Genomic DNA, 14243 nt, shown 5'->3' with positions numbered 1-14243 from the left:
GCCATCTTGTTTCCAACAGCGACATGATCCGGATGCCATGAATACCCGTTCCTCCCGTGATACCGCAAGCCTTCCTTTCACTGTCGAGGTAACCCGCGGCCCGATGGTGGAGAGCCGTCATATGGTCATTGCCGCCATTTCTGATGCCAAGGGGCGGCTGGTCAGAAGCTGGGGAGATGTCGAAAGCCCGGTTTATCTCCGCTCGGCCATCAAGCCGTTGCAGGCGCTGCCGCTGATTGAAAGCGGGGCGGCGGACGCCTTCAATGTCTCCGCGAAGGAGCTGTCGCTTGCCTGCGCCTCCCATACGGGGGAGCCGATCCATGTGGCGGCGGTAACCGGCTGGCTGGCGCGGATGGGTCTCGGGATTGGCGATCTTGAATGCGGCAGCCACTGGCCGACGTATGACGCCGCCGCGCGGGCGCTCGCCGCCGAAGGGAAGAAACCCACCGCCGCGCATAACAACTGTTCGGGCAAGCATACGGGTTTCCTCTGCACCGCCCTGCATTTGCAGGAGGGGGTGAAAGGCTATATCTCGTTCGATCATCCGGTGCAGCAACGCATTGTCCGGGTGCTTGAAGATTTCACCGGCCTCGATCTTTCCAGGGCCCCGGTCGGCATTGATGGATGCTCCACCCCCACAATCGGCATCCCGCTGGATAAGGCCGCGACGGCGATTGCCCGTTTCGCCGATCCTGCAAAACTTGGGGCAGACCGCGCGGCGGCCTGCCTGCGGCTGCAAAAGGCAATTGCGGCCCATCCGGAAATGATTGCCGGTTCCGACCGGCTGTGCACCGCGATCAACCGCGCGGCGAAGGGGCGGGTGATTGCCAAGGTCGGGGCGGAGGCGGTGTATCTCGCCGCCCTGCCGGACGCCGGGCTCGGCGTGGCCATCAAGGCGCTGGACGGCACGACCCGCGCGGCGGAGGCGGCGCTCGGCGCCCTTCTGGATGAGCTTGGCGTTCTGGATGAAGAGATTCACCGGGCGATTGATCCGTATGTCCGCCCCGAGTTGCATAACCGCAATAACCGGGTGGTTGGGCATGTCCGGGCGGTAATTCCGCCCCGGACGGGCGTCGGTGATTGACCTCGGCTTTTGATCGGGGTTAGTTTGTGGGCAGCAATCAGACGATCCAGAATAATAATATGTGACAGGACAGGAAAACATGAAAGCACTGGTTTGTAAGGAATTTGGCGATCCCGATATCCTCGTGATGGAGGATGTACCGGAACCAAAGGTGACAAAGGGCATGGTCAAGATCGAGGTGCATTCCGTCGGTCTCAACTTCCCCGATACCCTGATGGTCGCCGGTAAATACCAGTTCAAGCCGCCCTTTCCCTTTTCACCGGGGATGGAATCTTCCGGCATCGTGACCGAAGTGGGCGAAGGGGTCACCGATATCGCCGTGGGCGACCGGGTGATGGCCAATCACGGGGTTGGCGGGTTTGCCGAATATGTGCTCGCCCCGGCGCAGAACACCTACAAAATCCCGGATAACATGCCCTATGATCAGGCCGCCGGTTTCCCGGTCACCTATGGCACCACCTATCACGGGCTGGTGGATCGCGGACGGTTGCAGCCGGGGGAAGTGCTGCTGGTGCATGGCGCGGCGGGCGGCGTCGGGCTGAATGCCGTTGAACTCGGCAAGGCCCTCGGCGCGACGGTGATCGGCACGGTCGGATCGGACGAGAAAATGGATATCGTCCGCCAGTATGGCGCCGATCATGTCATCAACTATTCAAAAGAGAATATCCGCGACCGGGTCAAGGAACTCACCGGCGATAAGGGCGCCGATGTGATTTATGATGCCGTTGGCGGCGATGCGTTTGACCAGTCCATGCGCTGCATCAACTGGGATGGCCGTCTGCTGGTGATCGGTTTTGCCTCCGGCCGGATCGCGGAATTGAAAACCAATCTGGTGCTTCTGAAGGGCTGTTCCGTCATCGGCGTGTTCTGGGGCGAGTGGACCCGCCGCTATCCGGAAAAGAACCGCGCCAACTTCATCACCATGCTGGACATGGTGAAGGAGGGGAAGCTGAAGCCGCATGTCTCCATGCATTTCCCGCTTGAAAAAGGCGCGGAGGCGATGAAGGCGCTGCTGTCGCGCAAGAGCACGGGTAAAGTCATCATCACGGTTAAGGACTGACAGCCGGATGGCCAGGGGACGAGGGGGGCGTGACCGGGCGGTCAAACGCCAGTATGAGGATTTTCCCTATCCCCCTCGTGATCCCAGGGATGAAAAAAGCCGCCTGATTGAAGGTAGCCCGAGCCATCTGGATGAGCTGAACCACTATCTTTTTGCCGGGGCGCGGGATTTTTCCGCGCCCTTTCATGCGCTTGTTGCCGGTGGTGGGACGGGCGATGCCGCCATCATGCTGGCGCAGCATCTTGCGGATCGGGGAGAGGCGGGCCGTGTCACCTATCTCGATCTTTCTACCGCCAGCCGTAAAGTGGCGGAAGCGCGGGCCGAGGCGCGGGACCTTCGGAATATCAACTTCCTGACCGGTTCCCTGCTTGATCTGACGGATATGGGTATTGGCCCCTTTGACTATATCGATTGCTGCGGGGTTCTGCATCATCTGGAGGAACCGGAGGCGGGGCTTGCCGCCCTTGCGGCCGTTCTGAAGCCGGAAGGCGGCATGGGGCTGATGCTGTATGCAACTCTCGGACGGAGCGGGGTTTACCCGGTGCAGAATGCCTTGAAGGCCTTGACCGGCGGGGATGGTACGGCGGATCAGGTCACGCTTGCCAAGGATCTATTGAAAGAGCTGCCGCCAAGTCACTGGTTTAACCGCAACCCCATGCTGGGCGATCACAAGCTGGGAGAGGATGCGGCGCTGTATGATCTGCTGCTGCATCCGCGGGATCGGGCATATCTCGTACCGGAAATTATCGAGCTGCTGGACAGCGCCGGGATGGCGCTTCTCGGCTTTATCGAGCCCGTGCGCTATGAGCCGGAGACTTACCTGAAAGACAAGGAGCTTCGCAAGCGTGCCCGCGAGCTTGACGACGCGGACCGGGCCGCGCTCGCGGAAAACCTTGCAGGCACAATCAAGACGCACAGCTTCTATATCCGCAAAAAGACGGGGACGGCGCCGGGTGTTGCCGCCTTCGATCCGCAGATGATTCCCATCCTGAAAGAGGGAAAGGCGGAGCCACTCGCGCGGGCGCTCATGGGCAAGACGGTTCTGACGGTGAATTTTGATTCCGTTGCCACCCGGATAGACATTCCCGAACACAGCCCGGAATTTGTCCGCCTGCTTGACGGCAAACGGAGTTTGCGCGACATTCAGGCCAGCCTTTCCCTAAGCTGGCCGACGTTTCGCGCCCGTTTTGCGCCGGTCTATAAAATGCTGAACGGACTCAATCTTCTATGGCTTAAGACGGGATAAGGTATATGGTGCATCGGAAAACCTCTGACACGCCTCAATTAACCGGGTAAAATTTGTTGGTCCATGGCCCTATTTCGTTTCTTTACGACCCCCTTTCAGAAAATCTCTCCGGTGTTGCAGGCCGTCATTCTGATGATTATTGCCTGTCTTGTCCTGTCGATCATGGCGGGGGTGATCCGCTATGTCGCCGATACGGGAATGCATGTTTTTGAGCTTGTTTTCCTGCGCAATGTGGCCGGGCTGCTTTACTTTCTGCCCTGGTTGTTCAAAAACGGGCTCGGTGTTCTAAAGACACGGCGGATCGGTGCTTATGGCTTGAGAAGCATGGTCGGCTTCGCCTCCATGCTGAGCTGGTTCTATGCGGTCAGCGTCCTGCCGCTGGCCGATGCCGTGGCGCTGAACTTCACGGCGCCCATCTTCGGCACCATTCTCGCCATTTTCATTCTGAAAGAGATGGTTGGTATCCGCCGCAGCCTTGCCATGCTGGTCGGGTTTTGCGGCGCGATGATCATTCTGCGGCCGGGCTTTGCCGAGCTCAGCCTGGGGGCCTATGCGGCGATTTTTTCCGCCGTGACCATGGCGTTTGCGGTGATGATGGTGAAACTGCTTTCCCGCACCGAAAGCCCGGCGGCAATTGTCGCCTGGACCCAGATACTGATTCTGCCCATGTCGTTGATCCCAGCGATTTTCGTCTGGGAGATGCCGACGCTGGAGCAGGTGATCGCCATTCTCCTGATCGGGCTTCTGGCAACGCTCGGTCATCTGTCCTTCACCAAGGCCTATTCGCTGGCCGATGCGTCGGTGGTGATGCCGTTCGATTTTTTCCGGCTTATTTTCTCCGCCCTGATCGGGTTTATCTTCTTCATGCAGGAGCCGGATCTTTATACCTATATCGGCGCGGCGGTGATTTTTGCCTCCTCCATCTATATCGCTATTCGCGAGGCGCGGCGCAGCAGCGCGAAAAGGGAAATCCTGGCGCAGACCAAGGCGGAAACCCGGACCGGCCCGACATGAGGGACGAGCTAATCCCTGTCAGAGGGGTGGAATGAAAAAAGGCCCCGGAATATCTCATCCGGGGCCTTTATCTTATGCGGGCGCGATCACAGATGCGTCTCAAATTCGGCCTCTGTTGATGATTTGACCTCATCGAGGGTCACCCCATCGGCCAGCTCGATCAGCTTCATCACCGTGGTGTCGCCGGATTTATCGAACCTGAAGACCGCCATATCGGTGATCACCATGTCAACCACGCCCTTGCCCGTCAGCGGCAGGTTGCAGGATTTGAGGAGTTTCGGATCGCCCTTGGCGGTATGCTCCATCACCACGATCACCTTCTTCACCCCGGCGACCAGATCCATGGCGCCGCCCATTCCCTTGACCATCTTGCCGGGAATCATCCAGTTGGCGAGATCGCCATTCTGCGCGACCTGCATGGCGCCGAGGATGGACAGGTTGATATGTCCGCCGCGGATCATGCCGAAGCTGTCGGAATTGGAAAAATAACTGGTCGTCGGCAGTTCGGTCACCGTCTGCTTGCCGGCATTGATGAGATCCGGATCTTCCTCTCCCTCGTAGGGAAACGGACCCATGCCGAGCATGCCGTTTTCACTCTGAAACATGATTTCCATCCCGTCCGGGATGTAGTTGGAGACCAGTGTGGGAATGCCGATGCCAAGATTGACATAAAAGCCGTCTTGCAGTTCCCGGGCGGCGCGCTGCGCCATTTGTTCTCTTGTCCAGGCCATGATTTTGTCCTTTTCCTCTGCGGGGCGTCTTAATTACGGGGGCGGGTGGTGCGCTTTTCGATATGCTTGACCGGATTGGGCACATGCACGATCCGCTGGACATAGATGCCCGGCACAATGATATGATCGGGGTCGATCTCGCCGGGTTCGACCAGATGTTCCACCTCGGCAACAGTGATCTTGCCTGCGGTTGCCATCATGGGGTTAAAATTGCGGGCGGTTTTGCGGAAAACGAGATTGCCTTCCTTGTCCGCCATATAGGCATGGACAAGCGAGACATCGGCGACGAGTCCGCGCTCCATCACATAATCCTCGCCATCGAAGTTACGGACTTCCTTGCCTTCAGCGACAAGGGTGCCAACACCGGTTTTGGTGAAGAAAGCCGGAATTCCGGCGCCGCCCGCCCGGATCTGTTCCGCCAGGGTTCCCTGCGGCGTGAAGACAACTTCCAGATCGCCGTTCAGGAACTGTTCGGCAAACAGCTTGTTCTCCCCGACATAGGAGGAGATCATGGTGGAAATCTGCTTGCTTTCCAGAAGAACGCCGAGACCGATCCCGTCAACGCCCGCATTGTTGGAGATGACCGTCAGTCCGGTAATGCCGGAGTCCTTGACGGCGTCGATCAGGGTTTCCGGAATACCGCAAAGCCCGAAGCCGCCGGACATTAATGTCATATTGTCCTTCAGTATGCCGTCCAGGGCTGCCTTGGCGTTGGGATATATTTTCCTGTCACTCATTCCGGGGGTTCCTTACCGTTCAGATTCTTTGATTGGAATTGCATGCTATATAGCAAACAAATGCCGTGCCGCTCAATTCCTAAGTGGCGGGGATGATTCTGCAATACGGGATATTGGGGCGGACCGGCTGTCTATTCGGACGGCGCCGTTTCTTTTTCCAGAAACTGGCGGGCCTTTTGCCGGTGATCTTCATTGATATGTTTTTTCACCGTGGCCATGGCGGCGAGCAGGACACTCGCATCATCTGTAAAGCCGATCCCGGCCAGAAAATCGGGGATGACATCGGCGGGCATGATGAAATAGGCGAGCGCGCCGAACAGAACGGCTTTCACAAAGGCCGGGCTTTTGCTGTCAACGGCGCAGTAAAAGCTGGCTGTCGCATCTTCGGCAAAGGGAATCTTGCCGATCGTCCGCCGCAGTTTCTGGGCGAATTCGCGCAGGACAAGGCGTTTGTCGCCTTCCATCTTGGCCTCGTCAAAGGCAGACATATCATCTTCCGGCTTTTCAGACATGTACCGAATATGTGGTGACGCGCATGTGATTGCAAGAAGCTCTAACTTCACATTTTATGTATCAGGGTATAAAGGAGAGGGCTGAAATCTGGATTGTACCCTGAAAAAAGTTGGAGAAGATAAATGGATATCTCTGGAAAATCAGCGATTGTGACGGGCGGCGCCTCCGGCCTGGGTGAGGCAACGGCGCGGATGCTGGCGGAGGCAGGCGCGAAGGTCGCCATTCTCGATATGAATGCCGAACTGGCGGAAAAGGTCGCGGGCGACATCGGTGGTATTGCCTGCGTTGCCAATGTCGCGGATGACGCCTCCCTTGACGCGGCCTTCGCAAAAGCACGGGAGGCGCATGGCCCGGCCCGCATCCTTGTCAACTGCGCCGGGATCGGCCCGGCAGCCAAGACCTATTCCAGCAAGGGAATGCATCCGCTCGATACTTTCGAGAAAGTGATCGCCATCAACCTGATCGGCACCTTCAACTGCATCCGTCGCGCCTCTGCCGATATGGCGGGGCTTGAGCCCATGGAAAGCGGGGAGCGGGGCGTCTGCATCAATACGGCCTCCGTCGCCGCCTATGACGGGCAGATCGGCCAGGCCGCCTATTCCGCCTCCAAGGGCGGGATTGTCGGCATGACCCTGCCGATTGCCCGCGATCTGGCCTCCATCGGGGTGCGGATCATGACAATCGCCCCCGGCCTGTTTGAAACGCCCCTGCTGATGGGCCTGCCGGAAAATGTGCAGGCGGCTCTTGGCGCGTCGGTGCCGTTCCCGAGCCGTCTTGGCAAGCCCGCGGAATATGCCAAACTGGCGCGGCAGATTGTCGAAAACCAGATGCTGAACGGGGAGGTCATCCGTCTTGACGGGGCCATCCGTATGGCGCCGAAATAAGCAATGTGGCTATCCGGCGGCCTTGTCCATAAAGGCGGCCAGCGTGACATCCTTGCCGCTCAGACCGCCCACGTCATGGGTGGCAAGGGTCACATCCACCCGGTTATAGACATTGAACCACTCCGGGTGATGATCCATTTTTTCGGCCTTCAGCGCCACCCGGGTCATAAAGGCGAAGGCCTCGTTGAAGGTGGAAAATCTGAAACTTTTACGGATGGCCTCCCGGTCGGGAAGTCGCTCCCATCCGTCGAGGGTGGCGAGCGCCGCCGCAATTTCTTCCGCACTTAACTTTTCCGTCATGGATATTCTCCTGTAACTGGATTATGACCCCTGATAACAATGTTGGCAGATCCCCTGCAAGTCCAGATCAAGTGAGACAGATGACAAAAATAAGTGAGGCAAGCCGGAACTGGTGGCATGAGGAAACCGAAGGCATCGCCTTCACCCATGCCATGGATATGACGCTGCTGCATTCGGAGCAGAGCCCCTATCAGAAGATCGAGATTTACGAACATCCCGTTTTCGGCCGGGTTCTTACCCTCGATGATCTGGTGCAGGCCTCTCATTCCGATGAGTTCATGTATCATGAAATGGCCGTGCATGTGCCCCTGCTGGGCCGCCAGCGGGAAAATGCGGAAGTGCTGATCGTTGGCGGCGGCGATGGCGGCATTCTGCGCGAAGCCCTGCGCCATGAGTTTGTGACCCGTGTCGTCATGGTGGAAATCGACCGCCGGGTGGTTGAGGTATCGAAAGAATATCTTGGCATTAACGGCAATTATGATGATCCGCGGGCTGAACTGGTGATCGGCGATGCCGCAGATTATGTCCGCCAGGCGCGGCAGCGGGGCGACACATTCGATCTGATCATCCTCGATCTCAGCGAGCCGGTCGGCCCTTCGTCGAGCGTTTTTACGCGCGCCTTTTGTGAGGATTTTTCCGCCTGCATCAAGCCGGACGGTGTTGTCCTCGACAGTGACAGCATTTTTGTCGGCAAGGATCGCGCCTATTTCCTGCAGGAGCTGTGTGGGGACAAGGATCAGAATCTCGTCTCCATCATGCAGCGGGAAAGGTTGCTGCCCCATGTCGCGGCCTATCGCTCCATCGTGCAGCTTTATCCGGCGGCGGAGTTCGGCTTTTTTCTCTACAGCCTTGATGGGCATGATTATTCAACGCCGGTCGCGGAGCTGACGGGGCGGCATTATAACCCGGAGTTGCACCGGGCGTCCTTCGCGCTGCCCACCTGGTGGCGGACAAATCTCGGGTTCTGATGGCAGAGGAGTGATGACGGAAACCCCGCTGAAAGTCGATTTTATCACGGGCGCCGTTGATTACCGGCGGCGTCACGGCGGCGGGCGGGGACAGCCACTGCCGCGCGCGCTCGGCTTCCGGCCCGGCGTGACACCGGCGGTGGTGGATGCGACAGCGGGGCTCGGCCGGGATGCTTTTCTGCTCGCCTCATTGGGGGCGAAAGTGACGCTGATCGAGCGGAACGAGACAGTGCACGGGCTGTTGCGGACTGCAATGGAGATCGCCGCACAGGAAAGCGATATCCATCACGAGATCATATCACGCATGACGCTGCTGAAGGGCGATGCGCGGGATATTCTTGCGGAACTGACACCCGAGACGGTGCTGATTGATCCCATGCATCCACCGCGCGGTAAATCGGCGCTGGTGAAAAGCGAAATGCGTCAGCTTCGCGCCATTGTCGGAACGGATCCCGACTGCGCGGACCTGATGAAAATCGCCCTTGCCGTGGCGACAAAGCGGGTTGTTCTCAAATGGCCAAGGCGGGCGGAGCCGATGCCGGGTCTGCGCGCCCCCTCTCATCAGATTGTCGGCAAATCCACCCGCTATGACGTGTTTATGATGTTACCGGCGCCGCCAGATCAAAGCTGACTTCCTCATGGTAAATGGCGCCCGATGAGGCGAGATGACTTGAGAACAGCGAGAAGTTTTCGACCGACAGTGCGGGAGCCTTGAACAGGGCGTGATCTATCAGGAAGTGCCGGACTTTCTCGTAGGGGGATTTATGGACGCGGGCGAGGGTGACATGAGGGCGAAAACGGCGGTCATCGACGCGCGCGCCAGTGCTTTCAATGGCGGTGACGATTTTCTGATGTAACAGGCATATCTCTGGCGTCGGCCTCACCCCGGCCCAGAGAAGGCGCGGCCGTTTGTTGCTGCCGAACACCCCGACACCTTCGATATTGAGATCGAAGGCCGGATAGGTGATCCGCCCGAGGGCGAGAGAGATATCCATCATCATCGGGCCCTGCACTTCGCCAATGAAGGCAAGGGTCACATGGGCGTTTTCCGCGGCAATCCAGCGGGCGTCCGGTATGCCGCCCCGCAGGGCGCCGATATTGGCCTTGATCTCTGCGGGAAGGTCAATGGCAACGAAAAGACGCATGGCTGTGTCCTTTAACGACGGGGTGCGAAGCTAGTTTGCCAAAAAATCGGTAATATAGGGTAATATATTTTCGACAATTACCTCAACGCCTTCCGCATTGGGGTGAATATAGTCATTCTGGTTGAGCGCGGGATCGGCGGCAACGCCTTCCAGAAAGAAGGGGTAAAAGCCGGTCTGATACTGTTTCGCCAGCTCCGGAAAGATCGCATCAAACGCGCGGGTATATTCCGATCCCATGCTGGGCGGGGCGCGCATCCCGGCCAGAAAGACAGGGATATCCTTTGCCTGAATTGTTTCAATGATGCGGCTGAGGTTATTGCGGGTTTCCGAAGGGTCAATCCCGCGCAGCGCATCATTGGCGCCAAGCTCCAGAATGACCATGTCGGCGCCATTGCCAAGCGCCCAGTCCAGCCGTTGCAGGCCGCCTGCGGTCGTGTCGCCGGAAACACCGGCATTTTCAATCCGGACATTCTGCCCGTTTTCCTGAAGGGCGGCTTCAAGCCGGGTGACGAAATCCTCACCCGTCGGCAGGCCATAACCTGCGGTCAGGCTGTCGCCGATGGCGATGATGCGTGTCACCTCCTCCGCCCGAGCGGGGGACAGAAGACAAAAAACCGCAATAATCAGCGCTACAATGTTGATTTTCATTCCAAGCCCGCCATATCCAGAATTTACGCCCGTCGATTACTAAGGGATCTACCTTGCCCCGAAAACCCATTATCGAATTACAGGACATCCATCTAACACTTAAGTCGGATGCCGGTCCCGTCAATATCCTGCGTGGTATAGATTTGTCTGTACAGGAGGGGGAAACCATCGGCATTGTCGGCCCCTCCGGCTCTGGCAAGTCCACCTTGATGTCCATCATGGCCGGTCTGGAAGTGCCGACTAAGGGTTCTGTCCGCATCGCAGGCGAGACATTGGAGACATTGGATGAAGATGCGCTGGCCCGGTTTCGCCGCGCCAATGTGGGCATTGTCTTCCAGTCCTTTCATCTGATCCCGACCATGACGGCGCTGGAGAATGTCGCCATTCCGCTGGAACTGGCGGGGGACAGAAATGCCTTTGATGCGGCGGCGGCGCGCCTTCAGGCCGTGGGCCTTGGGGATCGCGCGACCCATTACCCGTCTCAGCTTTCCGGCGGAGAGCAGCAGCGCGTGGCGCTCGCCCGGGCTTTATCGACCAACCCCAAAATCCTGCTCGCCGATGAACCGACGGGCAATCTGGATGGCCGGACCGGAGAATTGATTATTGATCTGATGTTCCGCCTTCATGCGGAGGAAGGAACAACGATGGTCCTGATCACCCATGACGATGCGCTGGCCGCCAAATGCACCCATCAGGTGAGGATAGAAGACGGCCGGGTCGTTTCCAATACGACACTGCCGCAAGAGGCGCTGGCCGGTGAGTAACGATCAGGGGGCTGAATCACTGGCGCTGGCCATGAAATTTGCGCGCCGGGATCTCCGGGGCAATCTCAAAGGATTCCGCATTTTTCTGGCCTGCCTCATTCTCGGGGTGGCGGCCATTGCCGGTGTGGGTACGCTGGCAAGTTCCATAACCGCGGGCCTGCGCGCCAACGGACAGGTAATCCTGGGCGGTGATATTGATATCCGCCTGACGCACCGCCCGGCGGATGCGGCGGAGCGCGCCTGGATCGAGGAACAGGGCCGGGTTGCCGAGGTGCAGACCTTGCGCGCCATGGTGCGTAATCTGGAAAATGACCAGCGCACCCTCTCTGAACTGAAAGCGATTGATGGTGCCTATCCGTTATTCGGCACGCTTCGATTGGTGGGGACGCCAGAGCCGCCTACGGCGCTGCTGAAGCCGCAAAACGGGCGTTATGGCGTCCTGATCGAAGGCAGCCTCGGCGAGCGGCTGGACCTGCCCGTTGGCGGGCAGCTGCGTATTGGCGAGCTTGATTTTGAAGTGCGCGGGATCATTGAGGCCGAGCCGGACAAGGCATCGCAGGGCATGGCGCTCGGTCCGCGGACGATCATTTCGACCGACGCCCTTGCCGAAACCGGCCTGATCCAGCCGGGCAGCCTCGTCCGTTATCACTATCGCATTGCGCTCAACCCCGGCAATACGGTGGCTGAATTTCATGAAAATGCGAAGACCGCCTTTCCCGATGCAGGCTGGCGGATACAGGATGCGTCAAACGGCGCGCCGGGCATCAAACGCTTTGTCGATCGGGTGGCGCTGTTCCTGACGCTGGTTGGGCTGACGGCGCTGGTTGTCGGCGGGGTCGGGGTTGGCAATGCGGTCCGGGCCTATCTGGACGGCAAGATTGAATCGATTGCAACGCTGAAATGCCTGGGCGCCAGCAGCAGCTTCATATTCCGGGTGCATTATCTGCAGGTCCTGTTTCTGGCCCTTGCCGGATCGTTGATCGGCCTTGCGCTTGGCGTTGGCGGCTCCATTTTCGCGGCGCAGTTCTTGTCAAGCAGCCTGCCGGTGCCGCCGTCGATCATCCTGACGCCCGGCCCGTTGCTGATGGCGGTAGCCTATGGCCTGCTGACAGCCACGCTGTTCACCATATGGCCGCTGGCGCGGGCGCGGGAAACCCCGGCGGCGGCGCTGTTCCGCGATATCGTTTCCGCGCATAAGCGGCCCCGGCCGATCTATGTTGCCGTGCTCGGCATCTGTTTTCTGCTGCTGGCCGGTCTTGCCATCCTGACCGCACGCGAAATGTGGTTCGCCTTTATTTTCACCCTGTCCATCATTGGCATTTTCGCCGTGCTGATCCTGGTCGGCTATGGCGTGCAGTATGTCGCGCGGGCCATGCCGCGCCCGAAGGTGCCGTCATTGCGGCTGGCCATCGCCAATCTGTACCGCCCGGGGGCGGCGACCATCAGTGTCGTGCTGTCCATGGGGCTTGGCCTCACGCTGTTTGTCACGGTGGCGCTGATTGAAGGCAATCTGACACGGCAGGTGCAGGAACAGTTGCCGGAGCGGGCGCCGGCCTTTTTCTTCATTGATATTCAGAATAACCAGCTCGAGGATTTTGTCTCGACGGCGCAGTCAATCGCCGATGTCAGTGAAATCAACCATGTGCCCAATATGCGCGGCCGGATCATTGCCGTTGCGGGCATTCCCGCCGATCAGGTGGAGGTCGCGCCGGAGGCGCGCTGGGCCCTCAGGGGAGATCGCGGCATTACCTATTCCGCGACGCCGCCGGAAGGGGCGACAGTGGTGGAGGGAAGCTGGTGGCCGGAGGATTACAGCGGTCCGCCGCTGGTCAGCATCGACCGGGAAATCGCGCAAGGCATGAATGTCGGGATCGGCGATACGCTGACTGTCAATGTCATGGGGCGCGAAATCGAGGCGGAAATCGCCAACTTGCGGGAAATCGACTGGACCACGATGTCCATCAATTTCGTGCTGGTTTTCGATCAGAACAGCCTGCAGGGCGCGCCGCATTCCCATCTGGCGACGGCCCGCGCGGACGGGGAGGCGGAAAGCAACCTGTTCCGCGCAATCACGGATAAATTCGCCAATATCTCCGTCATTCGCATGAAGGAGGCCTTGCAGACGGTCAGCCGCATATTGGAGCAGCTTTCAACCGCGGTTTCCGCCATCTCTTCGGTAACCCTGGTCACCGGTGTTCTGGTGTTGGCGGGGGCCTTTGCCGCCGGACATCGCAAACGTGTCTATGACGCCGTTGTCCTCAAGGTGCTGGGCGCGACCCGCAAGGATATCTTTGCGACCTTCCTGCTGGAATATGCCCTGCTCGGCCTGGTGACATCGGTCATTGCGGCGGCCACGGGCTGGTTCGCGGCCTATATGGTGATCACGCAAATTCTGGAAGCAAAATGGATCAGCCTGCCCTATACCGTACTGGCGACGATTGTGGTGAGCGTTCTGGTGACGCTGCTGTTCGGGCTGTTGGGGTCGTGGCGGGCGCTTGGTGAAAAGGTCGCGCCCAGCCTGCGCGCCGATTGACCAAAAAACAAGACCGCCAGGGAAAAGGAGCTTCCCCGGCGGTCTCATTTCGGAAGTCAGTAACCTGACCGCTAAACCGTAATATTATTTAACGGCCGCTTCATACTCTTCCTGGGACAGTTCGCCATTCTGGTCCGTATCGACAGAGGCGAACTGCTCCTTCGTTACATTCGGCATGACGACGATAAGCTCCTCATAGGATACCGAACCATTTCCATCAGTATCAATTTTGCTGAATTCGGGGGCCGCCGCCATTGCAGGTGCCGCAGCAAGAAGCGTGACGGTGGCGGTTGAAATAATAAGTTTTCTCATAATTAGGCTCCGTTTCTTTAAGTTGGACGGTTCGGCACCGTTTTATCGATGCATGTCCGCCGAACAGTCAACCACTGTGATCTTCAGGGATCGCTCGTTGATGTTCTGATGTTGAATTTGTCCATCCAATGTGGCGGTAACGTGCTCCCAATGGGGCCTGTTGATGGAAAAATTCTGACGGGCGGATCACATTTGCCGCCTCGCAGCCCGCTTCGCGCGGGAACACTAAATTGTGAAGCGGGCATAAATTGTCGATTGCTTTACTAAATTGCCCTAATACTTTATTTTAACAGTGGGTTTCCTT

Annotated in this window: 16 protein-coding genes; 9 read left to right on the top strand and 7 right to left on the bottom strand. The window is 58.5% G+C overall.

The window, feature by feature from the left end:
* Positions 1-37: 37 nt before the first annotated feature.
* From CMN55_RS05225 to CMN55_RS05210, 4 genes are all read left to right on the top strand, one after another.
* A complete protein-coding gene (locus CMN55_RS05225; protein WP_293948487.1) occupies positions 38-1084 on the top strand; it encodes an asparaginase in 1047 nt (348 codons plus the stop codon).
* A gap of 79 nt (positions 1085-1163) precedes the next feature.
* A complete protein-coding gene (locus CMN55_RS05220) occupies positions 1164-2144 on the top strand; it encodes an NADPH:quinone oxidoreductase family protein (protein WP_293948486.1) in 981 nt (326 codons plus the stop codon).
* 7 nt (positions 2145-2151) lie between these two features.
* Complete coding sequence (locus tag CMN55_RS05215) at positions 2152-3390, top strand: class I SAM-dependent methyltransferase (protein ID WP_293948485.1); 1239 nt, start codon at positions 2152-2154, stop codon at positions 3388-3390.
* Between the two features lie 63 nt (positions 3391-3453).
* Positions 3454-4404: a DMT family transporter gene (locus CMN55_RS05210; RefSeq protein WP_293948484.1), complete on the top strand. Its 951-nt coding sequence runs from the start codon at positions 3454-3456 to the stop codon at positions 4402-4404.
* Positions 4405-4490: 86 nt separating this feature from the next.
* Here CMN55_RS05210 and CMN55_RS05205 read toward each other — a convergent pair whose 3' ends face one another.
* From CMN55_RS05205 to CMN55_RS05195, 3 genes are all read right to left on the bottom strand, one after another.
* Complete coding sequence (locus tag CMN55_RS05205) at positions 4491-5135, bottom strand: CoA transferase subunit B (protein WP_293948483.1); 645 nt, start codon at positions 5133-5135, stop codon at positions 4491-4493.
* 29 nt (positions 5136-5164) lie between these two features.
* On the bottom strand, positions 5165-5872 hold the full coding sequence (locus CMN55_RS05200) for a CoA transferase subunit A (RefSeq protein ID WP_293948482.1): 708 nt from the start codon (positions 5870-5872) through the stop codon (positions 5165-5167).
* Between the two features lie 131 nt (positions 5873-6003).
* A complete protein-coding gene (locus CMN55_RS05195) occupies positions 6004-6360 on the bottom strand; it encodes a YkvA family protein (protein WP_293948481.1) in 357 nt (118 codons plus the stop codon).
* 147 nt (positions 6361-6507) lie between these two features.
* On the opposite strand from CMN55_RS05195, the gene CMN55_RS05190 reads away from it, so the two are divergent.
* Positions 6508-7269 (top strand): 3-hydroxyacyl-CoA dehydrogenase, encoded by a 762-nt coding sequence (locus CMN55_RS05190; RefSeq protein WP_293948480.1) that lies wholly within the window; start codon positions 6508-6510, stop codon positions 7267-7269.
* Positions 7270-7278: 9 nt separating this feature from the next.
* Here the strand turns inward: CMN55_RS05190 and CMN55_RS05185 are convergent, their stop codons facing one another.
* Positions 7279-7569 carry a 4a-hydroxytetrahydrobiopterin dehydratase gene (locus CMN55_RS05185; RefSeq protein WP_293948479.1) on the bottom strand — a complete coding sequence of 97 codons (291 nt, stop codon included), beginning with the start codon at positions 7567-7569 and terminating at the stop codon, positions 7279-7281.
* 80 nt (positions 7570-7649) lie between these two features.
* Here CMN55_RS05185 and CMN55_RS05180 point away from each other — a divergent pair, with 80 nt between their 5' ends.
* A complete protein-coding gene (locus CMN55_RS05180; protein WP_293948478.1) occupies positions 7650-8537 on the top strand; it encodes a spermine/spermidine synthase domain-containing protein in 888 nt (295 codons plus the stop codon).
* 13 nt (positions 8538-8550) lie between these two features.
* Positions 8551-9168 (top strand): class I SAM-dependent methyltransferase, encoded by a 618-nt coding sequence (locus tag CMN55_RS05175; protein ID WP_293948477.1) that lies wholly within the window; start codon positions 8551-8553, stop codon positions 9166-9168.
* On the opposite strand, the gene thpR is transcribed toward CMN55_RS05175, so the two are convergent.
* Together thpR and CMN55_RS05165 are read right to left on the bottom strand one after the other, a co-directional pair.
* Positions 9134-9682 carry an RNA 2',3'-cyclic phosphodiesterase gene (gene thpR / locus CMN55_RS05170; protein ID WP_293948476.1) on the bottom strand — a complete coding sequence of 183 codons (549 nt, stop codon included), beginning with the start codon at positions 9680-9682 and terminating at the stop codon, positions 9134-9136. The two genes, CMN55_RS05175 and thpR, sit on opposite strands and share 35 nt — an antisense overlap.
* 30 nt (positions 9683-9712) lie before the next feature.
* Positions 9713-10330, bottom strand: coding sequence for an arylesterase (locus tag CMN55_RS05165; protein ID WP_293948475.1), 618 nt, complete (start codon positions 10328-10330; stop codon positions 9713-9715).
* Positions 10331-10383: 53 nt separating this feature from the next.
* On the opposite strand from CMN55_RS05165, the gene CMN55_RS05160 reads away from it, so the two are divergent.
* Positions 10384-11094, top strand: a complete 711-nt coding sequence (locus tag CMN55_RS05160) for an ABC transporter ATP-binding protein (RefSeq protein WP_293948474.1) — start codon at positions 10384-10386, stop codon at positions 11092-11094.
* Entirely contained in the window at positions 11087-13627 is a 2541-nt protein-coding gene (locus CMN55_RS05155) for an ABC transporter permease (RefSeq protein WP_293948473.1), read from the top strand. The genes CMN55_RS05160 and CMN55_RS05155 overlap by 8 nt, the downstream gene beginning before the upstream one ends.
* A gap of 84 nt (positions 13628-13711) precedes the next feature.
* Here CMN55_RS05155 and CMN55_RS05150 read toward each other — a convergent pair whose 3' ends face one another.
* Positions 13712-13939, bottom strand: coding sequence for an EF-hand domain-containing protein (locus CMN55_RS05150; RefSeq protein ID WP_293948472.1), 228 nt, complete (start codon positions 13937-13939; stop codon positions 13712-13714).
* Positions 13940-14243 lie beyond the last annotated feature (304 nt).

The organism is Sneathiella sp. (assembly GCF_002694385.1).
GTDB lineage: Bacteria > Pseudomonadota > Alphaproteobacteria > Sneathiellales > Sneathiellaceae > Sneathiella.
Note: the sequence above shows the minus strand (reverse complement) of the source record. Positions and strands in the feature narration are given on the sequence as shown.